Here is a 25,485-nt window from a genome sequence, read left to right on the forward strand (position 1 = left end):
CAGCATGGGAGGAGACCAGAAGCGGGTGTGCTCCGACCATATCTGCCTGCATGCACGGCGCCGCGCGAGGCCTTCCACCTGTGGAACAAAGGTAAAACATCGACTGTCGCTTGGCGGTCACATACCTACCGACAGCTGACTTCACTCATGAGGCTTTAGCTGCTCGTCCAGCCTTCTTCTTCTTCGGCTCGGCCGACGCTTCTGAGACTGTCCCATCTGGCTCAGCAGCCTTGCTCCAGCCTCTCCGCTGCTGTCCGAGCCCCAGCGAACGAGCAAGCTCGGAACGATGCGCCGAGTAGGTTGCCGAGGTCATCGGGTAATCGCGTGAGAGACCGTACTTCGCTCGGTAGGCCTCAGGCGTTAATCCTCGCATCGTAAGGTGGCGGCGTAGCGTCTTATAGGGCTTGCCGTCCTCAAAGCTGATGAGGGCATCGGGCGTGATCGATTTCTTGATTTCAGCTGGGGTCGGCTTCTCGATCTGGTCCGCGGCTGGCGTAGCAGGCCCGCCCAGACCCTTGAGCGTCTGATGCACGGAGGCAATCAGCTCACTCAGTTCGGCAGGCCGGACGGAGTTGTTGGCGATGTAGGCCGAGACGATGTCGGCGGTAATATCCACGTAATCGACGGCGGTTTCTTGGAGCGCGTTTTCTTCGGGTGTGTCGAGCACGTGAAATCCTTATGGCCTGATGATCTCGCAATGCCTTACTGTGATCTGCGCCGCGGGCAAACACATTGATTAGGTCCCCTCTCCAATGTAGAGATGTTCGTCACATCTAGATCGTAGGGTCCGCTACCGCGGAGCGTGCCTCTGCTCTTTGAGAGCTGCGGTTGCCGGTCTCGGACCGGGATGAGACCAGAGAAGGTCAAGCTCTTTGAGCCCGTTCGGTGTCGCGCCGGACGGGCTCACTCGTTTCAAGGAAGCGAGCGCTACTTGGTACGTCGGAAACTCTTGGCTTGCCGTGAGTTCATCCTGTGAACCTCAGGAGTAACCATGCAAACGCTGATGCTTTCGACCTGCGCCATAGCGCTGTCCTCGTTCGTCCTCGTGCAGATGAGCACTGAGGCTGACGCACGCTCGCGGACCAAGAAGCGGGGCGGCGTCGTCACCAGCATGCAGAACAACACGGGCGGCCGTCCAACCCGGGTTAGATCGCGTGGCGCTACCGGAGCCGACACGATCACCTCGAACTCTGCTGCGGGTGGCAATGCAGCCCAGCCGTCACGGGCCGGCAGCACAGGCAGCGCTGGCGGCGGCTCAGGTGGTGCTGGCGGCCTGTAGAGCCCGATAGGCCTTCAACGATCCTTCGCCCGCCTGGCTCCGGCCGAGGCGGGTTTCTTCGTTCTGCGTCTCGGTTACGCAACAAGCGTCCGGATCAAACCCCAGAGAGCCTGGTGCTCGGGGCCGCCGCTATCGAGGCTGAGGAAGATCGGCAGAGCCATGTCGACCAAGTGCCCACCTGACGGCTCATTGGCTGTGTGACGCACGAAGGTGTGGCCTGAGGAGGCGTCGACCATCAGGTCCCAGCGATCCCCGTTCGAACTGGCGTACAACTCGCGCATATGCGTCTCCTGCTTCGTGGTTCCTGCTCTGGAGCGCTCAGCGCTCCAGAGCTTCAGCAGCGTACCGGGCCCGGGCAGCACCGTCGGAAGGCAAGCCCGCGATCTCGCACCATGCACTGAACACGCCCGGTTCGATCGGCACGCGCACGACCTCGACGCCGCTGCATTGCACCTCTCGCTCGACCTGTTCGGTGGAAGCCCGCCAAGCCTCGTACTGCACTGGCAGCTTCCCGCCATCAGACAGGCTCTGGCGAAGCGCCTCGTAGTGCTCCGCGGCGTACCAGGGCAGAGCAACGCGACGGGGACGGCTCATCACGGACTTCCGGCTAGAGGTGATCGGTCTGATGGCCGCTCGATGCGAGCTGTGCTCCTAGGAACGGATCTTCGTACCACGAGGTTGCAGAAGCAGTACCAAGGAGAAGAACATGCTGACGGGTAGCTTACTGTGGCTTTTGGGCGTTCCGATCCCCGTCCTGATCCTGGTCTGGTTCTTCTTCCTTCGAGGACGGTAGGTATTGTCAGGCGTCTCGGAAACGAGGCGCCTCTTTGCTGGAGCAGAGTTGCTCCCTCGGACGTTCGTGGTAGGTCAGGCGAATGGCGAGAGAGTACCGGCTAAACCCTAAGGTCGAGATCCCGGAGGGCGTTACCCTCGACAAGCCCGGCATCTACGAGTGGGCGATCACATACCCGGATGGCTCGATCCGACGCTATGTAGGCAAATACACGCGCCGGAGCCGCCCGATGCGTGAGTACCGCGCCAACGTCGAACGCATCCTCGATAAGCGTCCTTACCGCAAGGCATCGCCAGAGGGCTTCCGCCAGGTGCACCGCGAGTTGGCTACGGCGGCCTCCGAGGGACGCATGGTCGTCCTCACGATCCTTGAGAACGTCCTTCTCGAAGACCTCAACCGCCGAGAGCAGGCGCTGATCCGTGAGCGAGGCGCGACCCTGAACGGAAGCGGAACTGCATCCGCCGCTACGTCGTAGGCGGACCCTCTCACTCAGCCTTTGCGCTCAGCGCCCGATGCACGGACCCCTTGCCGATGCCAAGCCTCGCCGCGTTAGCGGCCATGGATAGGCCCTCGGCCGCTAACGCCTTGATCTCTGCGCTCTTGGCACGTGCAGTCGGCTTCCGACCTTTGTAGGCGCCTTTTGCCTTGGCCTTGGCGATGCCCTCGCGTTGGCGCTCCAGCATCATTTCTCGCTCGAACTGCGCGACGCCGCCAAGGACGTTGAGCATCAGCTTGCCGGTTGGGGTCGAGGTATCCACGCCTAGGTTCTCGATCCGGAGGGCGATACCCTTTGCTTCGAGCTCCGAGAGGATGCTGCCGAGATGGGTGACGGACCGTGCAAGGCGATCGAGCTTCGTCACCACCAGGGTGTCGCCGTCGCGGCAGAACGAAAGAGCCTCGTATAAGGCCGCACGCTGGCCTACAGACGAGACCTGCTCCTTTAATAGCCTTTCGCATCCGAGTGCCGTCAGCGCCCGAATTTGGGCCTCCAGGCCGGCTTCCTGTTCCAAGGTCGACGTGCGGGCGTATCCGACGAGCATGTTTGCGTCCCACTAGGGTCTGAGACCTAGTGGCTGGACGCGTTCCAGAAATCAAACCCTAGGTCTGTGGAACCGGTCGCTGCCTGACTGGAACGTTCCACAAGGGCAAGGTCTAGTGGAACATGAGATAGCCGGGCGCGGTCATAAATTTACGAGGTACGTGTTGGCCCCAGCTTGGCTCACCAAAAAGCACACGTGACCCACGGAGTTCGGGAATGCGGACGCTAGGCTACGCCACTCAGATCGGCGAGCTGTCGGTGGCATTCGCCTGATGTCGTGTTTCCTCACGCCTAGTATGTATGGCAAGGCAGCCGAATTAAGCGTTCGTTTCCTTATTTGCATACCTTGTTGGGGTAATCTCGGGCAAGGCACGGGAACCTCCTAGCCAAGGCTGTCGACGCGCCTGGTGCTTGCCCCGCCGGCGCCGAGAGCCAGCGTCTTTCCGGTGTGAAAGCCGTGATACTTCCCCGGCAGGCATGACATCCGCCGGTCAGTTGGGTACAAATTCCGTTGGTCGCGGAGGACTTATGCGAAGACGGGATTTGTTCAACAGGGCCAGCAACCTGCTGTCCCTGCTGCACCTCCAGGTTCAGGGGGTGGCGGGCCTCAACCTCCTCGACACCAACGTCCACGCAGAGAACCTTTATCGCGATTTCCTCAACCTCGCTTACGGGTTCGGACTCGTGAACGCGAACCTGATCCGTGCCAACTTCCCGGCGATAGACCTTGCCGACGAGCCCGGTCGCGTCTGTGTGCAGGTCACATCCCAGGAGGGGGCGGGCAAGGTCACAAAAACTGTACGGAGCTTCGTCGATAACGGCCTCGACAAACGCTTTGATAGGCTGATCGTGCTGGTTATGGGGGCCAGTAAGTCAAAGTCTGGAGCTGTCCGCGTGTTCGCATCGGGCAAAGATTTCGACCCCTCGCGCGATGTGTGGGACACGTCCACCCTTCTGCGAGACCTCAACGACATGGACCTCGATCGCCTGGAGAAGTGCGTCGATTTCTTGGGCAGAAACCTCCGCTTCTCCGACCCTGAGCCAGTCCCGCGCGAAGTCCACACAGTCGTAAGCCTATTAGAATTCCTGTGCTCGCAGGAGGTCGTCATGCCCGATGGCAGCTTCGCTCAGGCGCCTGATCCCGAGAGGAAGGTGTATCGCCGGTTCGCCGACCATTCAGATTATCTGATGGACCGCTTCACCGACCTATTCCCAGAATACGGCAAACTCTTAAGCGACGTCGAGGCGCGCTGCGGGCTCACAGCCGTGTCAGTCCGGCGGATGCATATTTACCTGAAGGGGCGGAGCGACGCGCGCTTGAACGAGTGCGGCGGGAACCCAGTCGATGCCATCTCCATGTTGGTCAAGGATCTCGGTACTCTGCTCGCACAAGCCGAGGTCGACTACGATGAGGGAGCCGTCGAATTTTTCCTCCTCGCCAAGCTTATCGAGTGTAACGTCTTCCCGAACAGGACAAAGGCTGATGCCTAATATCTTCACGACCGGCGAGGATCTTGAGTCATCGCCTGCGATCGTCGGATACAGGATCCTGAAGGAGATGCGCGACAGCGGGCAGAACCGCATGAGCGTTTTCGACATTGCCGACCGCCATGCCGGCGAAAAGTGGTTCGAGGCCGGCCGCCTCTACTACGGACTCCTGTTCCTCTTCGCAGTAGGCCTCGTCCGGATGGACGGATCGTACGTGGTGCAGAATGCTGCTTAGGCGGCTCTACTCCGTTCCTGTCACGTTCGACTCCATCGAGTTCGGGCTTGGACTGAACCTTGTTCTCGGCGAACGGGACGACACCAGCTCCAAGAACAATGGGGTTGGTAAGTCGCTCTGTGTTGAGTTCCTGAACTTTGCACTTTTGAAGCGGAAGTCCGAGAGCCGGGTCATGAAGATCCCGGAGTCCCATCTCGATCCAAAAACGCTGATATGCGTCGAATTCGAGCTCGGCGGCGAAATCTATACCCTACGGCGCTCCCCTGCCTGTGCCGAGATGCCTGAGCTAGTAGGTCCCCAAAGCTCCATACTCTTCGACAAAGTCGAGCACGCAGCAGCGCACCTCTCATCGCTTCTGTTCGGCGACATCGACAGCGCACCCTCCTTCCGAGAGATGCTCGGCCCTCTCATCAGGGACGAGAGGTCGGAATTCAAGACGTTGGCGGGATGCTACGACACCTCTTTGCGCATACCGGACAATTATAAACCGCACTTGTACTTGTTCGGGATCGACACGCGCATTTACGACAACCTGAAGCTCAACTCGCAGATTACCTCCGCGAAAAATAAGGAGCAGAAAGGGATCTCCGACAACTTCGCCCTACTGACGAATGGCGAAACCATGGCGCAGGCACGTGCCCTCATGAATGGCCTCGACGCTGATGTGCGCGCGATCGCAGAGGACATCGACAAGCTGGAGAACACGGCCGGGTACGAGCTCGTCAAGAACGACATGCTGGACCTCGAACTGAGGATCCAGGATTTGCGCAATCGCCGCGGCATAGCGATATCCGCGATCACGCGCATGAAGCCCATTAGCCAGTCCCACCAGCTGGATGAGGACGACGTCAGAGCTTTCTACGACACACTGAAGGCAGGCCTCGGTGACATGGTCTCACGGGACCTCTCCGAGGTTCTCGGGTTCAGAGCCGAGATTGAGCGCTTCCAGAATAAGGTCCTTTCGCGGAAGGTCTCTGCCCTGGAAGCCGAGCGCAGACAGGCTACGGTGGAACTCCAGTCGCTTGAGCGGGAGTATACCAAGCTGCTTCGGGTTCTTGACCAAGAAGGAGGACTGAAGAACCTTCGACAGACTTATGCCGCTCATCGCCTTAAGAGCGAGGAGGCAGCGCAGCTGCGCGCGTTTATCGGGCAGTACGACAAACTCAAGATCGAGATCCAAAAACTGAAGAGTGAGCGTGCAGGATTACTGGTCGACATGCAGGCCAACGTTGCTGAGAACCGGCGAACGATTGCGTCCTTCGAAGACACCGTTTTAGACATGCACCAGTTCATCCAAGGAAATCGCATCGCTTCCTTCGATATTGAGGTGACAACGAATAAGCAAGTCGTTGAGCTAAAGATGCGTATCGACGACGACGGTAGCCACAGCATTAACCGCGAGAAGGTATTTATTTACGACTACGCGTTGCTCACCAACCCAGACACTTCGCTTCGCCATCCTGGCTTTCTTGTCCACGACAACGTGTTTGAGGTCGATCAGGACACGTTGAAGCGAAGCTTGCTCTTCATTCTAGAAGACCCGGCGCTGCGCACGCGCCAGTACATCTTAACACTGAACTCGGACCGCCTTGAGGCGGAGTACGAGTTGACGGACATGGTCGATCCGTACATCCGAGCTCGGTTCACAAAAACCGACAGGTTTCTGAAGGATCAGTACCAGGAAATTCGATCCTGACTTGGTATACTTTGTCTTTTAGCGAGCAAATCCGAAAATTTATCGTTTTGTCGACGGCTAAACGGCTGGATTAAGCTTCAGGTGCAAGAAACTCCGCTCCCCCGTCGCAGCCTCAGCCACGTGGTCGATCGCGTTCAGCAGCTCGCCAAGGTTCTGTACGGCTGAGGGCTGAAGCAGAACACGCCGGGCCGTAGTACGGCCAGCCAGGAGCTGCGCCTCGGTCAGCGGATCGAAGTCGGAACGGCCGCGTCGCTTCTTGCTCATTGCCCCTCCGGACTACTGATTGCCCCTGCCAGTGCGGCAGCTAACGCCACGGTCAGGACCGCCGTCATCATCCCGATGAGGGTTGCCGTGATCACGGCTCAGGCCCTCTCGATCTTGGCTACGAGCCGGTCGAAGCCCTCGCGGTAGGACATGCGCTCGCGCTCGCACCACTCGATGAACTCGTTGGCTGATCGAACGCTGACGCGAGCTGTGAAAGAGTAGGTAGGCTCCTCGATCGGCTTGCGGCGCTTCCGGATTGTCTGCGGATTGCGCTCAACAAAGCCGTGCGCCTCGGCGATGGCACGTGCGGCAGGAGCCGGGGCAGCCTGGGGCTCAGAGGCCTGAGCGGGGCGGAAGTCAGAGAGGCCAGTGAGGCCAGCGGGGATAGGACGGTTCATAGGGCGATCCCTCAGGCAGCCTGGCGGTTGATGCGGAGGTTCTCGACTACCTCCCCTGCCAGGGCGTCAGCGTTCTCCAGGGCCTTATCCAGGCCGTTGACCGCCGCCGGGTCCATCTCCTCAAGGCTCTGCCGGAACGTGAACATCGAGCGGTAGGCGGCGCGCTCCGCAAGGTCGGTCTTGAACATGGGGATGCCAGATCCGACCATCGTCTCCCGGATCACGCGCTCGTCGCGGGTCGCGAAGCCAGGCTTCGTCCGTGTGAACAGCACGCGGTACGGCCGGGGGCCGACCGCGGCAGCCTGATCGTCAATGAAGCTGATGGCGCGCCGAGCTTGGGACGCATCCATCGCCGAGCCTTGCGTCGGGATGATCACCAGGTCGGCCGCGAGGATCGCGGAGGCGACCATGAGCGACGCCGTGCCTTCGAGATCCGCGATGACGAACTGCTGCCGGCTGGCTTCGGCCTTGAGCATGCGGGCGATGTTTGAGGAGTCGGCATGTCCGACGATCTCGACCTTGTTCTGGGTCGGACCATCCTTCCAGGCGACGAGATGGCGGTTCGGATCGCAGTCGAACGCCGTCACGCTCGCGCCGTGGCGCGCGAGCGTCGTCGCGAGCACGAGGGACGTGGTGCTCTTGCCCGTCCCGCCCTTGGGATTGCTGATGACGAGAACCGGCATGGCGTGCCTCCGGGCGGCTCGACCTGCCGCGACACGGCTCAAATGCCCATCAAACCGTTAACTCGACCTTAAGGGCCTTTGCTCGGCATCCTGTGACAGGCCGTGACGTAAAATGACTTCATTGACGTCATGAGGAGTGACGCACCTTCACGTCGCAGTCTGTGATGTTGCCGACGTTACAGCACTGCATGTAACGGCCCTGCCGGGAATCCATCAGAGCAGCACCGGTATGACCGCGAACTCCTCCGACACGCACCCCTACAGCCTCGAAGTGCAGCCCGTTCCTGGAAGGAAAGGACAGTACGCCTGGACCATCCGGCAGTACGGGAAGGTCTTCCAACGCTCGGACCGGCGCCATCCGTCCGAGGCCAAGGCGACTCAGGACGGGCCTGTCGCAAACATTCGCTGTCCGAAATAATCTTCTCTGAACAGGACGTTGCAAGGCCAACTCGGCGCCTGCCCACCCACTTTACAAGGGTCGATGAAGCCGTCTGACTTGGTCGACACCGCCCCACCGAGCCAGGGTGCACCCACGCTGAGAGCATAATTTTCTGCGGCAAAAATCTTTGCGACAGGCCCCCTGAACGTACCCCAGCGGGGCAGAGTGAAGAACCGTGGGGCCGGCAACCAGACGCCCACAAAATAACTCGACAATTTTACGGCGCACATCGCATCTTCCGACCAAAGATTGGGAGGACACGTTGGCTCGGGGGTTTGTCAGCACCATCAACAAGATGGCGAGAGAGGCCGAGCGGACACGCAAGGCTCAGGAGCGCGCCAGGGTTAGGTACGCGAAAGCCGCCGTACAGGATGTGAAGCGACTAGAAAAGTTTGAGCGACAGGCCTACTTCGAAGCCCGGCTAGAGGAGACCCAGGCCGAGAACGACCAGCTCGCAGAGCAGATTACGGAGCTGAGCGGCATCCTTGAGAGCGCGCTTGCTCGAGATCTGTCGATCAATTTCGACCAGCTTCAGCGGTACGTCAGCGACAGGGATCTCGATCAGGATTCGTCCTTGAAGCTGCCGCAGGTGCCCATGCTTGCCGCGCTAATGCCACCGCCCCCTGGATTTTTCGGGAGGCTGATGCCAGGGGCACAGGGCCGGCACCGGAAGCTCTCGGCGAAGGCCGAGGCCGAGCACGCCGGCTTGATGAACGACTTCGAGGGAATCAGGAAACGCCGCACATCTGCGCTGTCCCAGCTGCAGGCCGAGGCCGACCAGCATAACGCTGAGATCTCCGCCTTCAGGGACGCCTACTGCGTCGGCGAGGCTGAAGGCGTCATCGCCTACTTCGAGGCTGTCTTCCAGCGCTCTCAGTACCCCGACAGCTTCCCCCAGGAGCACACCATCGCCTTCGTGCCCGAGTCCAAGCAGCTGGTGGTCGACTACGAAATTCCGCCTATGGACGAGGCCATCCCTACCGTCGAGAGGTATCGCTACGTCAAGACGAACGATGAGATCGTAGAGGCCAAGCGGAGCGAGAAATCCCGCCAGGCTCTTTATGGGAGCGTTCTCGCCCAGACGGCCCTGCGCCTCCTTCATGAGGTGTTCGCATCGGATATAGAGCAGGTTGTCGAGGTCGCCGTTGTCAGCATCTTCGTCTCGACAATCGATAAGGCTACGGGGCGTCCGATCCGCCCCTGCCTCGTTTCCGTCCGCATGTCAGCCGAGCAGTTCGCGGAGCTCCACCTGGAACGTGTTGAGCCGGCCGTGTGCCTGCGGCAGCTCCGCGCCCATGTCTCCGGCCATCCTTCCGAACTCGTGGCCGTGAAGCCGATCGTCGACATCAACATGGTCGACAAACGCTTCATCGACGAGACCGACGTGCTCTCGACCCTCGACAGTCGGCCGAACCTGATGGAGCTGACACCGAGCGAGTTCGAGTCACTGATCACCAACCTGTTCGAAGCCATGGGCCTGGAGGCGCGGTTGACGCAATCCTCGCGGGACGGCGGGGTCGATTGCGTTGCCTTTGACCAGCGCCCTATCTTCGGCGGCAAGGTCGTAATCCAAGCCAAGCGCTACAAGCACACGGTGGGCGTGAGCGCCGTGCGGGACCTCTACGGCACCATGCTCAACGAAGGAGCCTCGAAGGGCATCCTGGTAGCTACGAGCGGCTACGGCAAGGCTGCCTTCGAGTTCGCTAACGGCAAGCCAATCGAGCTGATCAGCGGAGGCAACTTGCTGTCGCTTCTGTCCGAGCATGCTGGCATCGAGGCGAAGATTCAGGCACCAGACACTTGGGTTAATACCGATCTCTCATCCTAAGCAGGCAGCTTCAAGACGCCAGTCCTTAGTACCAACCATTACCTCAAAAAAAGGTCTCATCGTGGATCCTGGCGAGCGCGACAAGATGCTATTTGAATGGCTCAAGTCAGAAAATGAATTAGTAAATAAACAGATTTCAGCCTGGTCTGAGGCAGACCAAAAAATAATTGCTGTCATGGCTACTGTTGTTGGTGCAATAATAGGTCTTTCCTCATCAAAATACATTTCTGGAACAGGTAATATTACATCGTATCTTCTGTTTCTTGCGTCTGTGCTTATGACACTAGCTGTGATACAAAGCTCTCTATATAGTTCTTTAATATTGCTTGCCCTAGAAAGAAAAGTTGAACTTTCAAAAAGAACAGGATCATTCTTAGCTGTTGACCCTGACTTTGTCCTAACCTTATACAAACCCAACGAAACAATTGCCTTCAAATCTTATAAAGTAGGAGTTGCTCCATACCTTGTTTTTAGGGCCACGGCAGGACTCATACTTAGTTTTGCAGGATTATATCAAATCGATTTTGAGTACTTCAATTATAAAGCTGCAGTATGTATTGTAATATCTTTATTTTTCTCGGTTACGGCATTTATAGTTACATTAAATCACACCGCCGCGATCTTTGCCTATCACGAATCACTAGGTGATAGGCCGGGTGCCCCAAAACCGAAGGATGCATCTGAGACGATTAAAGCTTGGAAGGATTGGTTTTTAAGCTCGCCGTTTTTTCGTTGAACGCTCGTTTAAGGTGATGTCAGACGGGCGGTTGGGGAGTGATGTTGTGGCTGAGGGATCATACGTCTCGTACATCCGGGTTTCTACGGACCGCCAAGGGCGCTCAGGCCTTGGACTCGACGCCCAGCGTAAGACGGTCGCCGATTTTCTTAACGGCGGCTCCTTGAGCCTTGTGGGCGAATTCGTAGAGGTTGAAAGCGGCAAGGCGGCCGATCGGCCTGAATTGGCAAAGGCTCTCGCGCGGTGTCGGGTCATGGGCGCGGCGCTGGTCGTGGCAAATGTCAGCCGCTTAACGCGAAGCGTCGCCTTCCTGTCCAAACTCCTGGAAGCGGGCGTTCCGGTTCGATTTTGTGACCTACCTCGCATCGAGGGGCCGACCAGTCGATTTTTGCTCCAGCAGATGGCGACTGTTGCAGAGCTTGAGGCGGGGCTTATCAGCGACAGAACGAAAAAGGCCCTGGCCGTTGCGAAAGCGCGTGGTCAGAAACTCGGAAACCCCGGCAATTTGAGAAATCGCGATGTTGGGTGCGCAAATGGCCAGGCCGTGCGGATCAAAAACGCTAATGCGCGGGCTCTCGACCTGGCGCCAATCATCACGGAAGTTCGAGACGCCGGCGCTGTATCCCTTCGTGAAATCGCAGCCGGCTTAAACGATCGCGGCATTCACACCCCGCGAGGGAAGCCGTGGTCCGCCACCCAGGTACAAAGGGTTTTGACCCGTATTTCGAGCTAAGGCGTACAATGACGCCGAAAAACAGAAAGAGTGAACGGGGGCATTGCCCTGGTTCGACTACACAGCAAAGAAATAATCTTGCTGGCTAAGGCTCGTTACGCCATCGATAGAAAAGGTCTCGGCGATGCTACCATCCGCGATCTTCCATGTTCCGCCCCCCAAATAGGCGAGTGTGGCGTCCGCGTTGTAACCACGAATATCGAGCTTATCACGGGCGAAAGCACCGGGATTGTCGAAATCTAGAATGCGGTCACCTTGGATTTCACCACGGGTCAGCACGTAGGTGTCATTGCCGGCGCCACCACGCATCCGATCGGCACCCATTCCGCCAACCAAGATGTCGTTACCTGCACCGCCGTTCAGAGCGTCGTTCCCGGCGCCACCGAATAGGAGGTCGTTGCCCTCGTCGCCGTAGATGACGTCCACGCCATCCCCACCGTCGATCCAGTCATTGCCGCCTTTGCCGCCGATTTGATCGTCGCCAGTGCCGCCGAGAATGGTATCTTTGAGGCTACCACCGCGGAGGAGATCGTTGCCGGCACCGCCGTCTATAAAGTTCAGGCCTGCACCGCCCTCGATCAGATCGTTCCCAGTATCGCCCCACAGCGAGTCGTCGCCATCGTCGCCGTAAATGGCATCATCACCATCTTTGCCGCCGATCTGATCATTGCCGTCACCGCCACGCAGACTGTCGGCGAACGTACTGCCACGCACAATGTCGTTGCCGCCGAGAGCACCGATGTCCACGAAGTGATCGGCCAGCGTAAAATCAAACGTCTCGTTTGCTCCTGTGCCGATAATATCTTGGGTGCTCGTGCTATGTGTTCCAATAATTTCGAGAGTAACAACAGCATCGTTGCTGACGTTATCATGACTATCGATGATACTGTATGAAAACTTAGAAATACCGTAATATCCAGAGTCTATCCACCCTCCCGTATTCGGTACTCCTGAATAAAATGCGAGTCCTTCCGGCAACACAACATCCTCAAACAGGTTCTTTGTTAGAGAGTGGAAGCCATTGATACTTACAAAATCGCCATCTTGATCAAAATCATTTGTGCCGAGCGTCGTAGGACTAATGGTGAAAGCGTCCAATTGGCGTATGACGATATGGTCGCTCTGAGCAATGGGAGCATGCTGCTCTGGAAGGGACCCATCGTAATTCAAAACAGTAACGTTGGAAATTATACCACCAGGTCCATGCCAATCACGAACAAAAAACGTATCGTATCCTGGCTTGTCTGCAACATAATAATAATCGACGCCGGTGTCTCCTGAAATGGAATCATATACAGGCCTCTCTATGATATGACCAATGCCAGTGAACAACTGCAAACCATCAATCTTACTTCTACCTAAGCTGGTTCCCAGACGTGCCTCAACTCCTACGGTAATTGATATAGGCGAACCATGATTGTTGAAGCTATTATACAAAGGGGATGCAAGGTATTCCTCCGAAAAAAGGACCATTGAAATTCTCCTGATTTATTTTGTGTCACTTTTCGGAAGGCTACTAACATCGATTCCCACCAAGCGGACAAAATGCAACTTGTCGGGTGATAACACAATCTTTTTAACGGTGACTTTTAGGTAGGTTACCGCAAATCAGGCCGTCTCCATGCGCTTGGCGAACAGGTGATTGCCCTGGCCGTCCCACCACAGCACCTTGATCAGATGCCTCTGTCGACCACGGAAAGCGAAGGCTTGTCCCGAGAACGGATCACGCGCGAGGTGATCCTGCACGAGGCTGGCCAGGCCGTCGAAGCCCTTGCGCATGTCGGTGTGGCCGGTCGCCAGCCAGACCCGGGAACCAGAGGGGACCGGGATCATCGTCCCAGCAGCGCCGCGATCACGCGTTGGAGGTCGACTTCAGCCCACGCCTCGACGCGCCCTCGATGACCACCGGCCAGCTCGATCTCGATGGCGCCGGGACGGAGCGGCTCGTCCCGGACGCTGGAGGGTGGAGCCGGCAGCGCAAGCGGGATGAAGCTCGGGCGGGACGCCGCCGTCGGTGCAAGCGCTCCGGCCCGCAGGGCACGTCGCCAGCGGAACAGCAGGCTGGAATGAAGCCCGTGCCGGCGTGCCACCTCGGAGGCCGTGGCAGTCGGATCATCCGCCTCGGCGAGGATCGCACGCTTTTGCTCGGGCGACCAACTCCGTCGCGTTCCTGCGACGACGATGTGAGGAGCGTTCGTCATAGGTCCAGACACAGGACCGATACAGCGCCACCGCGCGCCATCACCTGTATCCAGACCCAAGCCCTATCCCCGCAAGGCAGCCGTCACCGAGCGCTTACGATCCAGGCGCAGTTCCCGGCCTTAAAGACGCTGCACTGCGCTACGCCACTTTCGTGCCGGGTAACAGATTGGCTATCATCTCCTATCGGTCAGATTCGTGCAGAGCCGGGCGGATAAGAGGTGGCTCGGTTTGTCTGAACAACGACCTGGGCTTGGGTAAGTGGATCTTCTGCCGGGTTCAGGCCGCCGCGGGATGCGGCAGCCTGTCGAAGTAGGCTTGGTCGGGAGTACGCCGGTCAAGGCTCGAATGGGGCCTGCGCTCGTTATAGAAGGCGAGGTACCGGCCGATCGAGGCGCGCGCCGTGCTGACGGTGTCGTAGGCCCGCAGGTAGATCTCCTCGTACTTGACCGAGCGCCACAGCCGTTCGACGAAGACGTTGTCGCGCCAGGCGCCCTTGCCGTCCATGCTGATGTCGATCCCCGCCTCCCGCAGCACGCTGGTGAAGGCGTGGCTGGTGAACTGCGAGCCCTGGTCGGTGTTGAAGATTTCCGGCCTGCCGTGCCGGGCAAGCGCGTCCTCCAGGACCTCGACGCAGAAGTCGGCCTCCATCGTGATCGATAGCCGCCAGGACAGCACCCGGCGGCTGAACCAATCGATGACGGCGGCGAGGTAGACGAACCCGCGCGCCATGGGCACGTAGGTCATGTCCATGGCCCAAACCTGATTGGGCCGATCGATCGTCATCCCGCGCAGGAGGTATGGATAGATCTTGTGCCCAGGTGCCGACTTCGAGGTGTTCGGCTTGCGATAGAGGGCCTCGATGCGCCGAGCGCTTCATCAGCGTCGCGACATGGCGGCGGCCGATCACAAGGCCCTCTTTGTTCAGAAGGTCCCGCAGCATCCGGCTCCCGGCGAAGGGGAGTTCGAGATGCAACTCGTCCATCCGCCGCATCACTGCGAGATCAGCGGCTGGGACTGGGCGCGGCAGGTAGTAGACACTGCCTCGACTGATCCCAAGCGCCTTGGCCTGGGCGGCGATGGGGAGATCGTGACCTCGATCGATCATCGCTTTGCGCTCAGAAGACCGGCCTTGCCGAGCGCGCCGGACAAAAAATCATTGGTCAGCGTCAACTCGCCGATCTTGGCATGCAGCGTCTTCACGTCGATGGCCGGTGCCGCTTCCGACCGGGGCGCGGCCCCGAACACCCCGGCAGCCCCATCGAGAAGCTGGGCCTTCCAGGTCGTGATCTGGTTGGGGTGGACATCAAACTGCTGAGCCAATTCGGCCAGCGTCTTCTCGCCCCGCAGGGCAGCCAAAGCCACCTTCGCCTTGAAGGCCGGGAGGTGGTTCCGGCGCTGTCGCTTGCTCATCATCGCTCCTGATCCGCAGCCATCCTGGCCACCGTCAGGCAGAAACTCCACTCAGCCCCACTGTGCAGATTCCTTGAGCCACCTCTGATATGTCCACCCTGGCGGCGATATGGCAGTCCGCCCCATGACGGCCGGACCAACATCGTCAACCGATTTCAATCCGTTCCGTGCAGCGCCAAGTTTGCGGTAGCCGCCAAACCTTCGCTCTCAGAATGATGCCTTCTGACACTTGGGATGCGACGCATTTTTCGTTCGTTCGAGCATCACCGCCTTAAGTTTTCAGAGCCTTCCGTCGCTTACCGGCCCTTTGCACTAAGGTCCGTCTAAGTCCGCTTATGCATAAAGTTTGCGATCGCACCCCGCGAAGTATCTGCAAGTTTTTGCATAGGAGTTTTTCGATGATCGATGATGAATCACGGATTGCATTAACACGTCTGACCTGCAGCCTGGATCAAGCCACGGCGCTTCTTGGCTTGTCGAGACCAACAGTCATTGAAGCCATTGAGAGGGGAGACATTCCGGGTCAGAAGCTCGGGAGGAAGTGGGTAATTCCGACAGCACCGCTTCGAAAGATGCTCCAAGTCGAGCATATTGCCTCATGCCAGAAAGCCGACGCTGCTTAAATGAAGCGTGCAAAGAAGGCCCGGCAGTCGCGTAGGAGCGCGACCACCGGACTAGATGCGAAGGCTTGCGTCCTGGCAGCCGCGCGCATCTCCTATACCACGGTCGCACCTGATCCCGTGCGTACCGCCTCCTTGGAAACATCGCTTCTCTCTGCCGATGTGATGCCGAACGGCGCGGAGATCATCCTCGACGTCACCATACGCCTTGCCTGCATTCGCGGCCGGGTCTCTCAGGAGACCGCCTTCGCGCCGATCACGGCTAGATGGCGGCCTGCAACCATCCCGCTGCCGCGCGCAGCCGAGAAGACGACCCGAAACGGCTTCGACTGTACCGTGTCCTTTCTCGACAGTCTGAAAGTCCATCCCGCGCATGTCGGTTTTGACGCCTGTGCGGTCGCCGCACTGGCAGGCGGGAGGGTGCTTCAATGATCCATAGGGGGAACCGAAGAGCAGAACGACGCCGCTGTTGGACCGACGCCGAGATGGAACACGCGCGTGGCTTCGGCCTAAGGAGGGCCGATTTCGCTTGGCTGCTAGCACAAGGCATTTCGGGCCGGGTCAGCGCATGGCGGTACGTTGGCGGTTTTGATTTGATCCTGCGGGATGTGGTGGTGTTCGACCGCGAGCATCACTTCGAATTCGCGCGGTACCGGCGTGACGCCGAGGGTCAATGTGTTGCCGCGTACACGCTGCTGGCCCGTGATCGTGGGGGAGCTCCTCTCGACGTTATCGCTTGGCATCCGCGCACGGGTCGGCTCGCCACCTGGCTTGGACGTACCGGCTTGCTCGGGCTTGAGTACCCGTGTCCAGGCACGGCTCAGGACCCGCTTGTCATCTATCGAGATCCCGCGACTTGGCTCGCGGACGAACGCCAGGGCGTCGTCGTGGTCGATGAACGGCTCGCGCGCGCGGACCTGCTTAAGGCAGGCTCGATCATGGCGGCAGACATCGCCCATGGTACAGCTCTGCAGGCTATGCTCTCGAAGGTACGCCTCCCCTCGATCTTAGTGCCAGCCGATGCCTTCAGGGAGGCGACGGCATGATTGACTTCATCAGCCTTGAGAGCGCCTTTCGGAGGGCTCAACCTGTGAAGGTCGAGGAGGTGACACCTAAGTCTCCGCCGACCGGTTCGAAGCTCAACCAGCATTTGGCTACCTTTCCCAGGACAGACCTCGGAAACGCCGACCGATTCGTCGAGCGCAACCGTGACAGGTTTCTGTGGTGCGCAACGGTTGGATGGCTCGTCTGGGATGGAAGACGTTGGAACACGGATGGTGCCGCAGAGAAGGTCCTCCGTGCCGAACACGAGACGGTGAGGTCTATCCAGGACGAAGCGGAAGCAATCCGAGGGTCATATCAGGACATTAAGGTCAAGACGAAGAATAGCAACGAAATTATTATGCTGTCAGATAAACTTTCGTCGTGGGGTCGATTATCAGAGACGGCCTCTAAGCTTCGTGTGATCGCGAAACTTGCGTCTTCTTACATGGCGGTCAAGCCGAGCGAACTCGACACCAATCCAATGCAGATCAACGTTTTGAATGGAACGCTGACAATCATGAAGCGCTCCACCGGGTCCCACGTCATCCTCACTCCGCATAATCCGGCAGATCGCATCACCAAACTTGCGCCTGTCGTCTATGACCCTACGGCGGCTTGCCCGATCTTCGACAAGTTCCTGCTTCGGGTGCAACCGGATCAGAATAATCGCCGATTCCTCGACCAGTGGAGCGGCCTCTCGCTCACGGGCGATATCAGCGAGCAGAAGCTCGTCTTCCATTGGGGCACCGGCCGAAACGGGAAGTCCGTCTACGTCGATACCGTGGGGTACGTGGCCGGCGATTACGGCGCCACGATCCCGATCGAGTCCTTCACCGAGAGTGGCCGAGGCCGCCGGGGCGGCGACGCAACACCAGATCTCGCCCGACTGCCCGGTACCCGCATGCTGCGGACCTCAGAACCTGAAAAGGGAGCGAAACTCGCCGAGGCGCTGATCAAGCTGGTCACGGGCGGTGAACCGATGGACGCCCGTTACCTCAACAAAGAGTTCTTCACCTTCACGCCAAGCTTCAAGCTGACCATCCAGGGCAACTACCGTCCGAAGGTCAATGGGACGGACGAGGGTATCTGGGGTCGCCTGATCCTGGTGCCTTGGAGCGTGTTCATCCCGCAGGAAGAGCGCGATCCAAAACTCGGAGAGAAGCTGAAAGCCGAGGCCTCGGGCATCCTAAACCGCCTGGTCTCTGGCCTTTGCGATTGGCTCGACAACGGCCTCGTCATCCCACCAGCCGTTGAAGCCGCCACGGTAACGTACCGGGCCGAGTCCGACCCAATTGGCCGCTTTCTCTCCGAATGCACGAAGCCGACCCTCGGCGAGAGGATTCAGGCGAAAACCCTCCACGAACTCTACTCGGCATGGGCTAAGGCGCACGGTGAAACAGCTCGTACTGCGAATATGCTCGGACGTGACCTGAGGGGGCGAGGCCTACCCGATATCAAGTCCGGTGTGCAGTGGTGGGTCGATATCGAGGCGACAGCCCTGCCGTCCGACTTTATTGATCGCCGTGATGAACCTCCGCGCGCGAATAAGCGAAGCCGTGGATATCGCGATGACGATCAATCCTCCCGGCCCTCCCAAACGCCGCAAAATCCTCCTCGCTCTAAACCTTTGCAACACAACAGCTTTGACTGATGGGGGAGGATTGGGAGGAATTCGACCACCCATGCTGATATTTATGCGCGTGCGCATGCACCTGCGATAGTCTTTAAAATAATTTCCCAATCCTCCCAAAATCTCCCAATTTCAAACAAATCAACAGTCTACAGTAGGACTGTTTTGCTCGCCTCTGGGAGGATCGAGAGAACCGGCGCAAGTCGTGACTACCTTGTATCCTTCGGTCGCATTCGGGCTTTGCCGGATAGGTCTTCCCGAACGCTGAGGCTCCGGACGGAAGGAATTTGACTCCGACAAAGCGGCGGTGCGGCTTCTGTCATCGTAGGTGGGATGGGGTGGCACACAGCGACCTTATCGTCCGTGTGCATGCCTCCCTTCCTAGCCAAGGCGACAGGCATCAAGCCGTTGTTGGTGCGAGGTCGGCGAGGCTGCTGGATGGTCGCCCTGGATAGGAGATCATCCGCTTCACCATTCCTCGCCTGCACGCGTTGTCAGGAACCGCAGCATTCTGGAACTAACTAGTTCTAATAATGTAGTTTGATTCGAGCACACGTAAGTTGCAACAAATCTCTTAATGGCAAATTTGTTGTTGGTTCCGGCATTATATGATAGAAAATCTCGTAGATACATACTACTAAATATATGCCTGACTCACTAATAGGTAACACTCGCGATGAATGAGAATATGAATTCAACTTCTGAAAACAAAGCCGTTGCGTTGCCCTATTCGCCAACGCCTGCAGAGGAGGCTCTCTGCCTTCAGCACCATCAACAAAAGATCGATGGGAAACGGATGCGTCTCAAGACCAGGAAAACACGCAGGAAGACGGTCGTCAGCGTGGATCACCCTGATGAGCGGGTTGGCAGTGCTCTCATGATGGCTGCTCTGGGTACGAGCAACCCTGCTTTTATCGACGGCATCACCAAAGAAATCGTAAGTCACACGAAGCCGGCTGAAGAGGCCAGCCTCGCCAGAGCCAACTTCATGCTGGCCATGATCCAGGGCGTTGAGCCACGGGATGAAGTTGAAGCAATGCTGGCGACTCAAATGGCTGTCACGCACATGGCTACCATGACACTCGCTGGACGCGTTGCCCGCTCTGGCAACGTTTTCGAGCTGAATAGTAGCGAGCGCGCGTTCAACAAACTGGCACGGACTTTCACCTCACAGATGGACGCGCTGAAGCGCTACCGCAGCGATGGCCGTCAAACCGTACGCGTTGAGCGGGTCACCGTTGAGGCCGGCGGACAAGCGGTCGTCGGAGCTGTTGGCCTTCCCCCACGCGGGGGGAGAGCCGGTTCTGAAAGGTAAGGGCAACCCCATGCACTGGGCGATGCACCTCTCACCACGCTGCGGAGCAAAGACCCGCAGCGCAGCTCCATGCCAGGCGCCAGCGATGCCGAACGGCCGCTGCCGTATGCATGGTGGTGCATCTCCCGGTGCGCCGAAGGGCGAACGCAACGGCATGTTCAAGCATGGCGAGTTCACGAACGACGCGATCACGAAGCGCGCTGAAGTGCATGGGTTGATCAGGCAAATGCGACAAGCCCTCAGCACCTTTCGCGGCGCTGAAGGCTATGGGTGGGCTCAAAGCGGTCATGACAATGTAAATGAAGACGATTAAATCCACTTCATGCAAGTTCTGCGCTGGCTCGCAACATATTCAAGGCATGATTTCTACTGATTATTTTTCGTAAGATAATTTTATATCGATAATATAACATATATTACTTTATGCAATTAGATTATTTATTTATAGCACTGGTGTACAATCTACCAACGGAGCCAATTTTTGGAATGCGTGCTGTTCTGATTGGTCTGATCACAGCGGCTGTGACCATCACAACGGCGCAGGCCGTCTCTTGTCCTATGACCCGAGCAGAGGTTCGGGTGGTCGATACGAAGGTCCACTACGCTGGGGTGAGCGAGGTGAAGCGCCCTGATCTGATCGGCCAGAGGTTTCGCATCAGTCGGTACACAGCGCGACGAGAGTGGCGCTTGAGCAAGCCAATCGGCGCGAACAAGCTGCTCGGGTATGAGGGATACGAGCTCAAGGGCTCGGCCGGCACCTTCGAGGTAATGCGAGACTACGTTGACGGGTCTCCAGCCGTTACGCCGGTCAGCTGGGCATCGGGCTCCAAGGACGCCTATAGGCAGATCCGATGGGGTGGGGGGCGCCCCGAGCGCGTCACAATCGGTGAAGAGCTCGACTATCTGTTGGACGGCCCTCTATCCGCGCTCACGTTGCGTGTGACTGGCTGTCGTTGAAGCGGGTCTGCGATAGGTCACCGTAGCGCAGCACCCCGTCAGCCCCGGTGCTGCGGCCAACGTCCGTGCCCCAGTACCGATCGGCGCGGATGAAGGCATGTTCGGTCTCGAGCAGGCCGTTCTGGGCCATGAATGTCCCTTGCCGTCGCCAACGCCGACCCTGAGAGGAACGCGCCGATCCGGGCTCAGCTCAGCGGCAGATCCCTAGGCCGATCGCGCGGCATGCCCGTGAAGCCCTCCAGCCAGGCCTCGCGCTCCTCGGAGCCGGCGGGGTAGGGACAGCACTCGCGCTTGCGCCCATGGGCCCGTGCCTGCGCGCCTTGGTCGATGGGATCGGCGTGCGGTTTGGGATGCTCGGACATGAGGGATGCCCTCCAAATCTCGCTAACCTCATCCCCATCCGGGTTGATCCCGGCTGCGAGTGTCGTGACAGACGGGACCGCAGGCTCACTCGGCGTCGGGGTGGCTGATCATCGCGATGGTTGCAGTCAGGCGTTGCCTGTCTAGGGGAGACACCTTCATGCGGGACAGCGTAGGTGCAGGCTTCCGCTCACCTTGAAGCGCATGAGAACCGATCACGGCCTGCTGCAGCTGCGTGCGGGCGGAGGCGTCAGCCAGGACGAACAGCCCGGCAACGACGCAACCGGACAGGCAGGCGCTGAGGATGAGGGCTGAGAGGCTGGGCATGCGCAGGATCCTGACGACCAGCTCGGCCTAGCAGGCGCGTGGAAGTGACGATGCAGCGGGAGGATCACGCCGGGGGACGAAACGTTTCTATCCCCAACCCTGATCACACCCGAGAAACCTTTGGTGGCCCTGGGCCGGCGACGCGGTTCCTGTTCTCCGCCTTGCCAACTCTCACACGATCACCTGGCCGAGGCGTCACGGGCTACAGGGTAGGGAACTGGCCCACGCCGGCCTGTCATCGTGTGCTCTCTCGTGCTGACGCAGCCCGACGACTGTCCGGACCGGCGCTGACGCATCTGCGGGAGAGATCCTGGATGTATGATGGGGCTGAGCGATCGGCATCGTTCGGCAAAGCGATCAGCCGTCCGCGTCCCACGCATAACTGCGCGGGTTCAGCCTACCTGAGGCATGACGGAGATCGCGCTACCGATGGGCAGGGCTCTGCCGTTCCGGTAGCTTTTTTGCTGGTTCTGGCGGCAAATCTGTCCCCAGAGTTATCCCCTTATCCGTGGGGCGTAACGCTTTGCACCCTAGGACCTTCGGCTGAGGTGTCCCCTCAGCAGGCGAAGCGAAGCCACCCCGCTTCTGAGTGCCGCCGCGCCGGATCCAGGCCTGCCACTCGCGGCTGATGACGCGCACGAGGTTTGGCGAGTTCTTCCGGCCCTGGTGCCGGCGCTCCTCGATCGTCAGCAGCCCGTCGCCGGCAGCCAGACGCAGTGCCCCTTGAGCTAAGCGACGGCAGACACCCGCTCGGGCCGCGATGGCGTCGATGCAGAGGCCGCACACACCCTTGGCGGCCACCTCGTCGCCGACGATGCGCAGCACCGCCCGCTGCCCTTCCGTGAAGCGTGCGGCGAGCTGGGGTGGCAAGGGGCCGGAGCAGGCCAAGAGGCGGCGCCGCTCCAAGGATGCCGCCCGATCCGGGCTCCTGAGGCTCCTGCGCGGCGGGAACAGGCTTGCTCGGCCGGCGGGGATACCGGTCGGCCGGATGCCCTCCCGGATCGCGCTGCGGCGTCCGTGGAGGCGTTCGGCGAGGATCTGGGCCTCATGGTCGCCCAAGGCCCCTGCCCCGTGCCCCTGCCAGAGTTGGCGCGATAGCTCGTCCATCTGTGCAAGCGTTCGTGCGCCTTCGATCGCGGCCTGCATGGCGGCGTGAAACATCGGTCCCGGTCCCTTACGGGCCGCAGGCAGGCACAAGGCACGACTTCATCGTTGACGGAATTGGCGTTCCGTCTTGACACCCAGAGGGGTCATATGGCTTGGTGGGAATTGCATCGGGCCACCAAGGCCATTTCGATTTTGCGGCCCTCCAGTTTGGCGACTGGGGGGCCGTAGTCGTTTCAGGGTCTATCTCGCGGCGGTGATCTCTCCTGATGCCGGCTTACGACTCGCCTCCGAGGGCGAATGCAGCCAGACACGCCATGTCGCGTGGCGGGCATGGTTAAGTCAACGGTAGGAGCTGCCCGATCCATCACCAGCAGGAGGGCAGCGGCCATGGCGAGTGATGACGGCAATGCGCGGAGTCGTCGCAAAACGAAGGCTGCGACATATCTGGAGAAGGCTCGCGCCGGGGGCGAGGCGCGCGCTGACTACGATGCAATCCAGCAGGCTGCAGAGGACAAAACGGTGCGCCTGAAGGCCCTCCGGTTGGCTAAAGCGAAGGCCGACAGAGGGGACTAATTCAGCCTGCCGGCCGGTTCGTTGCCGTCGACAATGCTCTCGACAGGGGCAAAACGTGCAAGGCGACTCAAGCTCGCTTCGCTCAAGCCACCGGCGTTAGCGAAGGTCGTCAGCGCGACGCTGACAAGCATCTCGGCTTCCTCCTTCGATATCTCAGTGCCGTACATGACACTTGCGACGCCTCGGATGGCCTGCACAGCCTTGCAGAAGGCAGCATCCGCTCTCAACTCCTCGTGCCGTGTCATCGTACACCCGCGGTCTGCGGCATCCCGTTGTCGGATGCGCTTACATCGCGCAACTCATTTCCATGCCAAAATAGTTCCTGCCGTCGTTGCCGCACAGCATAATAAGGCAGCAGATATATTATTTCGGATCGCACCTTTCGCGCGTGGTCGTCTTAACAAAGAGAATATCTACAGCCGGGCAATTATTATGTGGTACCTCTACGGCTTCGTCCTGCTCGCAGGCGTGGCTAATGCTGTCCAGGCTGGTCAAAACGGTACCCTGTCCAAGGGACTGTCGCAGTCGCTGACGGCGGGCCTCGTGGTGGTCGCAGGTACGGCTACCTGCATCCTAGTGGTTGGCTTGGTCACGGGACGCCTGACATGGCCCTCCCTCGATCAAGCGATCCAGATGCCCTGGTGGGCTTGGTTCGGTGGCCTTATGGGCGGTGGCATCATTCTCGCTCAGTTCTTCATCGCCCGGCAGATCGGAGCGGCCACGTTTCTTGGGCTGTTTGTTACCGCAGGCGTCGTCACCTCGATCCTGCTGGATCATTTCGGATGGGTCGGCTTCGACCAGCACCCAGCTAGTCTGGGGCGCATCGTCGGTGCCATCTTGATGATCGGGGGCGTAGCACTCGTAGGTCTCTGCTGAACCCAAAGTTGGATTAACCCTCGTTATGCGACCCGACTTTCATCCAACGGGGCAATCCGAGATGGTTAATTTTGTTTTGAAGCATTCAGAACACAGGGTCTTTCGCACGGTTGGTGATGGAAAGGATTTTCCATGCGCTTTCAGACTGCACTCCTCGCTTTGATTTCGCTTGGCTCCCCAGCTCTGGCCCAATCCGCACCTCCCGGACGTTTTGGCGGTGGTCAGAACGATACGCTGCTGAATGAGCTACGCACTGCGCCGGTACCCAAACAGGCTCCAGACCTGGATACCATGCAGCTTGCATCCGCTCAGCGTGAGCGAGCTGCCTCAATGGAAGAAAAGACAAACGGCCTTTGGCAATCTTGGACAATGTCGATCTGCGAGGGGTGCGGAGATACCCCTTCTTACAAGAAGACCGTCAGTGATAACTTTGCCAATAAGAAGCCTCGTTACGCGACTGGCTCGGAAGGTAGCGCATTGAGACGTCAAGCTCTTACGTCGCGCTCGAGGACGCCGGATAAAGCTCCCCACAGCCTCTATGCGGACCTCTCCACCGAGAACATCAGCCAGATCCGCCGGATGCCTGGTCAGTAGGCGTCTCGGCGTGAGGACGCCAGGACATCAGGTGGTTGGTAAGCCAGCGAGCGGAGGGTAAGCCTCATCTGCGTGGCGCTCGCCAGCCGGCCGCTTTGGCCTCGTCCTCCGAGCAGAACATGCGCTCGCCGGCCCGGTCGTTGACGCGGGTCCGCTCGTAGTCGCTTGAGCCAGGCAGGTGGTAGATCCGCTCGCCGCCGGCCGAGATGTTGCCTTTGATGTTGCAGCCGCTTGCCTTGCTCGGCGGCGTGACGGTCTCAGGCCGTGAATGCTCGCCACCGGCGCGCTTCTCCCGGCGCCACTCCGACGGCTCCTGGAACGAGCCCGCCCAGATGCCAAGCCGGAGGGCTTTCGCGGTGTGCTCGGCGTTGGCGTAGTCCTCGGCGTAGCGCCGGTAGGCAGTGGCGTGGCCCTGGCGGACCATCCAGGCGTTCAGATCTTCGGCATCGGCGCGGCAGACAGCCACGACCCGGCCGTAGCGGTCGGTGTCGCGCGGATCGCAGGTCACAAGACGCTTGCCGATGTGATCGGACAGGGCCAGCGCCGCCGTCTGGCCGCAGCGGTAGTCCTTGCTGGCGACGTCCTTGCAGACCTGCGCGCTCTCGGGCGCGTCGATGCCGTGGAGGCGGATGCGCGTTCCTCGCACCTCCAACGTGTCGCCGTCGATCACCGAAGCGCGGCCGACGATCGGATCGGCCAGGGCCGGCGTGGCGAGGAGCAGGACGAGGAGGAAGGGCCATGAACGCATGCGGAGGCTCTACCATACTGGAAGGCACACCTTATTGGGCCGTAGGCATGAGCAGCACCTTATCGAGGATTGGTACCGGGAGCACCGCAAGATAGCGGCGCCGATCGAAAG

32 protein-coding genes and 1 pseudogene are annotated in these 25,485 nt (G+C 59.4%); 17 read left to right on the forward strand and 16 right to left on the reverse strand.

What is annotated here, in order from left to right; all coding sequences use genetic code 11:
* Positions 1-145 precede the first annotated feature (145 nt).
* Entirely contained in the window at positions 146-667 is a 522-nt protein-coding gene (locus ACV7NL_RS24270; protein ID WP_056483210.1) for a Ros/MucR family transcriptional regulator, read from the reverse strand.
* Positions 668-991: 324 nt separating this feature from the next.
* On the opposite strand from ACV7NL_RS24270, the gene ACV7NL_RS24275 reads away from it, so the two are divergent.
* The gene (locus ACV7NL_RS24275; protein WP_463357325.1) at positions 992-1,279 is read left to right on the forward strand and encodes a hypothetical protein; all 288 of its coding nucleotides are present in this window, start codon (positions 992-994) and stop codon (positions 1,277-1,279) included.
* A gap of 74 nt (positions 1,280-1,353) precedes the next feature.
* On the opposite strand, the gene ACV7NL_RS24280 is transcribed toward ACV7NL_RS24275, so the two are convergent.
* Complete coding sequence (locus ACV7NL_RS24280; RefSeq protein WP_056483213.1) at positions 1,354-1,560, reverse strand: hypothetical protein; 207 nt, start codon at positions 1,558-1,560, stop codon at positions 1,354-1,356.
* A 37-nt stretch (positions 1,561-1,597) separates the two neighbouring features.
* Positions 1,598-1,873 (reverse strand): hypothetical protein, encoded by a 276-nt coding sequence (locus ACV7NL_RS24285; RefSeq protein WP_463357326.1) that lies wholly within the window; start codon positions 1,871-1,873, stop codon positions 1,598-1,600.
* A gap of 281 nt (positions 1,874-2,154) precedes the next feature.
* Here ACV7NL_RS24285 and ACV7NL_RS24290 point away from each other — a divergent pair, with 281 nt between their 5' ends.
* Positions 2,155-2,547 (forward strand): hypothetical protein, encoded by a 393-nt coding sequence (locus ACV7NL_RS24290; protein ID WP_463357327.1) that lies wholly within the window; start codon positions 2,155-2,157, stop codon positions 2,545-2,547.
* Positions 2,548-2,557: 10 nt separating this feature from the next.
* On the opposite strand, the gene ACV7NL_RS24295 is transcribed toward ACV7NL_RS24290, so the two are convergent.
* Entirely contained in the window at positions 2,558-3,112 is a 555-nt protein-coding gene (locus ACV7NL_RS24295) for a recombinase family protein (protein ID WP_463357328.1), read from the reverse strand.
* Between the two features lie 542 nt (positions 3,113-3,654).
* Between ACV7NL_RS24295 and ACV7NL_RS24300 the strand changes: the two genes are divergently transcribed.
* From ACV7NL_RS24300 to ACV7NL_RS24310, 3 genes are read left to right on the forward strand one after another with little or no spacing between them, the layout of a single operon-like run.
* Positions 3,655-4,602 (forward strand): SMEK domain-containing protein, encoded by a 948-nt coding sequence (locus ACV7NL_RS24300; protein ID WP_463357329.1) that lies wholly within the window; start codon positions 3,655-3,657, stop codon positions 4,600-4,602.
* Positions 4,595-4,834, forward strand: coding sequence for a hypothetical protein (locus ACV7NL_RS24305; protein WP_463357330.1), 240 nt, complete (start codon positions 4,595-4,597; stop codon positions 4,832-4,834). Before ACV7NL_RS24300 ends, ACV7NL_RS24305 begins: the two co-directional genes overlap by 8 nt.
* Entirely contained in the window at positions 4,824-6,530 is a 1,707-nt protein-coding gene (locus ACV7NL_RS24310; protein WP_463357331.1) for a DUF2326 domain-containing protein, read from the forward strand. Before ACV7NL_RS24305 ends, ACV7NL_RS24310 begins: the two co-directional genes overlap by 11 nt.
* 362 nt (positions 6,531-6,892) lie before the next feature.
* On the opposite strand, the gene ACV7NL_RS24315 is transcribed toward ACV7NL_RS24310, so the two are convergent.
* Positions 6,893-7,192: a hypothetical protein gene (locus ACV7NL_RS24315; protein ID WP_463357332.1), complete on the reverse strand. Its 300-nt coding sequence runs from the start codon at positions 7,190-7,192 to the stop codon at positions 6,893-6,895.
* An 11-nt stretch (positions 7,193-7,203) separates the two neighbouring features.
* The gene (locus ACV7NL_RS24320; RefSeq protein WP_463357333.1) at positions 7,204-7,875 is read right to left on the reverse strand and encodes a nucleotide-binding protein; all 672 of its coding nucleotides are present in this window, start codon (positions 7,873-7,875) and stop codon (positions 7,204-7,206) included.
* Positions 7,876-8,576: 701 nt separating this feature from the next.
* Here ACV7NL_RS24320 and ACV7NL_RS24325 point away from each other — a divergent pair.
* The 3 genes from ACV7NL_RS24325 (at position 8,577) to ACV7NL_RS24335 (ending at position 11,611) form a co-directional block, all read left to right on the forward strand.
* Complete coding sequence (locus ACV7NL_RS24325; RefSeq protein ID WP_463357334.1) at positions 8,577-10,142, forward strand: restriction endonuclease; 1,566 nt, start codon at positions 8,577-8,579, stop codon at positions 10,140-10,142.
* A gap of 61 nt (positions 10,143-10,203) precedes the next feature.
* A complete protein-coding gene (locus ACV7NL_RS24330) occupies positions 10,204-10,878 on the forward strand; it encodes a hypothetical protein (RefSeq protein ID WP_463357335.1) in 675 nt (224 codons plus the stop codon).
* A gap of 46 nt (positions 10,879-10,924) precedes the next feature.
* Positions 10,925-11,611: a recombinase family protein gene (locus ACV7NL_RS24335; RefSeq protein ID WP_463357336.1), complete on the forward strand. Its 687-nt coding sequence runs from the start codon at positions 10,925-10,927 to the stop codon at positions 11,609-11,611.
* A gap of 57 nt (positions 11,612-11,668) precedes the next feature.
* On the opposite strand, the gene ACV7NL_RS24340 is transcribed toward ACV7NL_RS24335, so the two are convergent.
* The 4 genes and pseudogenes from ACV7NL_RS24340 to ACV7NL_RS24355 form a co-directional block, all read right to left on the reverse strand.
* Positions 11,669-13,084, reverse strand: coding sequence for a calcium-binding protein (locus ACV7NL_RS24340; RefSeq protein ID WP_463357337.1), 1,416 nt, complete (start codon positions 13,082-13,084; stop codon positions 11,669-11,671).
* 135 nt (positions 13,085-13,219) lie between these two features.
* On the reverse strand, positions 13,220-13,444 hold the full coding sequence (gene tnpB, locus ACV7NL_RS24345) for an IS66 family insertion sequence element accessory protein TnpB (protein WP_463357338.1): 225 nt from the start codon (positions 13,442-13,444) through the stop codon (positions 13,220-13,222).
* On the reverse strand, positions 13,441-13,812 hold the full coding sequence (gene tnpA, locus ACV7NL_RS24350; protein ID WP_463357339.1) for an IS66-like element accessory protein TnpA: 372 nt from the start codon (positions 13,810-13,812) through the stop codon (positions 13,441-13,443). Before tnpA ends, tnpB begins: the two co-directional genes overlap by 4 nt.
* A gap of 277 nt (positions 13,813-14,089) precedes the next feature.
* Positions 14,090-15,223, reverse strand: a pseudogene (locus tag ACV7NL_RS24355) (IS3 family transposase).
* 398 nt (positions 15,224-15,621) lie between these two features.
* Here ACV7NL_RS24355 and ACV7NL_RS24360 point away from each other — a divergent pair.
* From ACV7NL_RS24360 to ACV7NL_RS24385, 6 genes are all read left to right on the forward strand, one after another.
* Positions 15,622-15,846, forward strand: a complete 225-nt coding sequence (locus tag ACV7NL_RS24360) for a helix-turn-helix domain-containing protein (RefSeq protein ID WP_463357340.1) — start codon at positions 15,622-15,624, stop codon at positions 15,844-15,846.
* Complete coding sequence (locus ACV7NL_RS24365; RefSeq protein ID WP_463357341.1) at positions 15,847-16,275, forward strand: hypothetical protein; 429 nt, start codon at positions 15,847-15,849, stop codon at positions 16,273-16,275.
* Between the two features lie 53 nt (positions 16,276-16,328).
* A complete protein-coding gene (locus tag ACV7NL_RS24370) occupies positions 16,329-16,889 on the forward strand; it encodes a hypothetical protein (RefSeq protein WP_463357342.1) in 561 nt (186 codons plus the stop codon).
* Positions 16,886-18,538 (forward strand): DNA primase family protein, encoded by a 1,653-nt coding sequence (locus ACV7NL_RS24375; protein ID WP_463357343.1) that lies wholly within the window; start codon positions 16,886-16,888, stop codon positions 18,536-18,538. Before ACV7NL_RS24370 ends, ACV7NL_RS24375 begins: the two co-directional genes overlap by 4 nt.
* A gap of 655 nt (positions 18,539-19,193) precedes the next feature.
* Positions 19,194-19,832 carry a hypothetical protein gene (locus ACV7NL_RS24380; RefSeq protein ID WP_463357344.1) on the forward strand — a complete coding sequence of 213 codons (639 nt, stop codon included), beginning with the start codon at positions 19,194-19,196 and terminating at the stop codon, positions 19,830-19,832.
* A 22-nt stretch (positions 19,833-19,854) separates the two neighbouring features.
* Positions 19,855-20,145, forward strand: coding sequence for an HGGxSTG domain-containing protein (locus tag ACV7NL_RS24385; RefSeq protein ID WP_463357377.1), 291 nt, complete (start codon positions 19,855-19,857; stop codon positions 20,143-20,145).
* Between the two features lie 615 nt (positions 20,146-20,760).
* On the opposite strand, the gene ACV7NL_RS24390 is transcribed toward ACV7NL_RS24385, so the two are convergent.
* From ACV7NL_RS24390 to ACV7NL_RS24405, 4 genes are all read right to left on the reverse strand, one after another.
* Positions 20,761-20,919 (reverse strand): hypothetical protein, encoded by a 159-nt coding sequence (locus ACV7NL_RS24390; protein ID WP_463357345.1) that lies wholly within the window; start codon positions 20,917-20,919, stop codon positions 20,761-20,763.
* A 55-nt stretch (positions 20,920-20,974) separates the two neighbouring features.
* Entirely contained in the window at positions 20,975-21,151 is a 177-nt protein-coding gene (locus tag ACV7NL_RS24395) for a ribosome modulation factor (protein WP_463357346.1), read from the reverse strand.
* 85 nt (positions 21,152-21,236) lie between these two features.
* Positions 21,237-21,476, reverse strand: coding sequence for a hypothetical protein (locus tag ACV7NL_RS24400; RefSeq protein WP_463357347.1), 240 nt, complete (start codon positions 21,474-21,476; stop codon positions 21,237-21,239).
* 423 nt (positions 21,477-21,899) lie between these two features.
* Entirely contained in the window at positions 21,900-22,637 is a 738-nt protein-coding gene (locus ACV7NL_RS24405) for a hypothetical protein (protein WP_463357348.1), read from the reverse strand.
* 333 nt (positions 22,638-22,970) lie between these two features.
* On the opposite strand from ACV7NL_RS24405, the gene ACV7NL_RS24410 reads away from it, so the two are divergent.
* Positions 22,971-23,156, forward strand: coding sequence for a hypothetical protein (locus tag ACV7NL_RS24410; protein WP_463357349.1), 186 nt, complete (start codon positions 22,971-22,973; stop codon positions 23,154-23,156).
* Here ACV7NL_RS24410 and ACV7NL_RS24415 read toward each other — a convergent pair.
* Entirely contained in the window at positions 23,153-23,401 is a 249-nt protein-coding gene (locus ACV7NL_RS24415) for a hypothetical protein (protein ID WP_463357350.1), read from the reverse strand. The genes ACV7NL_RS24410 and ACV7NL_RS24415 overlap by 4 nt on opposite strands.
* 187 nt (positions 23,402-23,588) lie before the next feature.
* Between ACV7NL_RS24415 and ACV7NL_RS24420 the strand changes: the two genes are divergently transcribed.
* Positions 23,589-24,032 carry a DMT family transporter gene (locus tag ACV7NL_RS24420; protein ID WP_463357378.1) on the forward strand — a complete coding sequence of 148 codons (444 nt, stop codon included), beginning with the start codon at positions 23,589-23,591 and terminating at the stop codon, positions 24,030-24,032.
* Between the two features lie 132 nt (positions 24,033-24,164).
* Complete coding sequence (locus tag ACV7NL_RS24425) at positions 24,165-24,626, forward strand: hypothetical protein (RefSeq protein ID WP_463357351.1); 462 nt, start codon at positions 24,165-24,167, stop codon at positions 24,624-24,626.
* A 64-nt stretch (positions 24,627-24,690) separates the two neighbouring features.
* Here ACV7NL_RS24425 and ACV7NL_RS24430 read toward each other — a convergent pair whose 3' ends face one another.
* Positions 24,691-25,374 carry a thermonuclease family protein gene (locus ACV7NL_RS24430; RefSeq protein ID WP_463357352.1) on the reverse strand — a complete coding sequence of 228 codons (684 nt, stop codon included), beginning with the start codon at positions 25,372-25,374 and terminating at the stop codon, positions 24,691-24,693.
* Positions 25,375-25,485: the final 111 nt, after the last annotated feature.

This window comes from Methylobacterium sp. Ger2507 (assembly GCF_055231875.1).

Coding starts and splice junctions, on each gene's coding strand:
- ACV7NL_RS24290 (WP_463357327.1), top strand. CDS start 2,155: ATGGCGAGAGAGTACCGGCTAAACCCTAAGGTCGAGATCCCGGAGGGC.
- ACV7NL_RS24280 (WP_056483213.1), bottom strand. CDS start 1,560: ATGCGCGAGTTGTACGCCAGTTCGAACGGGGATCGCTGGGACCTGATG.
- ACV7NL_RS24390 (WP_463357345.1), bottom strand. CDS start 20,919: ATGGCCCAGAACGGCCTGCTCGAGACCGAACATGCCTTCATCCGCGCC.
- ACV7NL_RS24405 (WP_463357348.1), bottom strand. CDS start 22,637: ATGTTTCACGCCGCCATGCAGGCCGCGATCGAAGGCGCACGAACGCTT.
- ACV7NL_RS24305 (WP_463357330.1), top strand. CDS start 4,595: ATGCCTAATATCTTCACGACCGGCGAGGATCTTGAGTCATCGCCTGCG.
- ACV7NL_RS24370 (WP_463357342.1), top strand. CDS start 16,329: ATGGAACACGCGCGTGGCTTCGGCCTAAGGAGGGCCGATTTCGCTTGG.
- ACV7NL_RS24375 (WP_463357343.1), top strand. CDS start 16,886: ATGATTGACTTCATCAGCCTTGAGAGCGCCTTTCGGAGGGCTCAACCT.
- ACV7NL_RS24410 (WP_463357349.1), top strand. CDS start 22,971: ATGGCGAGTGATGACGGCAATGCGCGGAGTCGTCGCAAAACGAAGGCT.
- ACV7NL_RS24420 (WP_463357378.1), top strand. CDS start 23,589: ATGTGGTACCTCTACGGCTTCGTCCTGCTCGCAGGCGTGGCTAATGCT.
- ACV7NL_RS24285 (WP_463357326.1), bottom strand. CDS start 1,873: ATGAGCCGTCCCCGTCGCGTTGCTCTGCCCTGGTACGCCGCGGAGCAC.
- tnpA (WP_463357339.1), bottom strand. CDS start 13,812: ATGACGAACGCTCCTCACATCGTCGTCGCAGGAACGCGACGGAGTTGG.
- ACV7NL_RS24430 (WP_463357352.1), bottom strand. CDS start 25,374: ATGCGTTCATGGCCCTTCCTCCTCGTCCTGCTCCTCGCCACGCCGGCC.
- ACV7NL_RS24415 (WP_463357350.1), bottom strand. CDS start 23,401: ATGACACGGCACGAGGAGTTGAGAGCGGATGCTGCCTTCTGCAAGGCT.
- ACV7NL_RS24295 (WP_463357328.1), bottom strand. CDS start 3,112: ATGCTCGTCGGATACGCCCGCACGTCGACCTTGGAACAGGAAGCCGGC.
- ACV7NL_RS24275 (WP_463357325.1), top strand. CDS start 992: ATGCAAACGCTGATGCTTTCGACCTGCGCCATAGCGCTGTCCTCGTTC.
- ACV7NL_RS24365 (WP_463357341.1), top strand. CDS start 15,847: ATGAAGCGTGCAAAGAAGGCCCGGCAGTCGCGTAGGAGCGCGACCACC.
- ACV7NL_RS24310 (WP_463357331.1), top strand. CDS start 4,824: ATGCTGCTTAGGCGGCTCTACTCCGTTCCTGTCACGTTCGACTCCATC.
- ACV7NL_RS24380 (WP_463357344.1), top strand. CDS start 19,194: ATGAATGAGAATATGAATTCAACTTCTGAAAACAAAGCCGTTGCGTTG.
- ACV7NL_RS24395 (WP_463357346.1), bottom strand. CDS start 21,151: ATGTCCGAGCATCCCAAACCGCACGCCGATCCCATCGACCAAGGCGCG.
- ACV7NL_RS24400 (WP_463357347.1), bottom strand. CDS start 21,476: ATGCCCAGCCTCTCAGCCCTCATCCTCAGCGCCTGCCTGTCCGGTTGC.
- ACV7NL_RS24425 (WP_463357351.1), top strand. CDS start 24,165: ATGCGCTTTCAGACTGCACTCCTCGCTTTGATTTCGCTTGGCTCCCCA.
- ACV7NL_RS24385 (WP_463357377.1), top strand. CDS start 19,855: ATGCACCTCTCACCACGCTGCGGAGCAAAGACCCGCAGCGCAGCTCCA.
- ACV7NL_RS24315 (WP_463357332.1), bottom strand. CDS start 7,192: ATGAACCGTCCTATCCCCGCTGGCCTCACTGGCCTCTCTGACTTCCGC.
- tnpB (WP_463357338.1), bottom strand. CDS start 13,444: ATGATCCCGGTCCCCTCTGGTTCCCGGGTCTGGCTGGCGACCGGCCAC.
- ACV7NL_RS24340 (WP_463357337.1), bottom strand. CDS start 13,084: ATGGTCCTTTTTTCGGAGGAATACCTTGCATCCCCTTTGTATAATAGC.
- ACV7NL_RS24360 (WP_463357340.1), top strand. CDS start 15,622: ATGATCGATGATGAATCACGGATTGCATTAACACGTCTGACCTGCAGC.
- ACV7NL_RS24320 (WP_463357333.1), bottom strand. CDS start 7,875: ATGCCGGTTCTCGTCATCAGCAATCCCAAGGGCGGGACGGGCAAGAGC.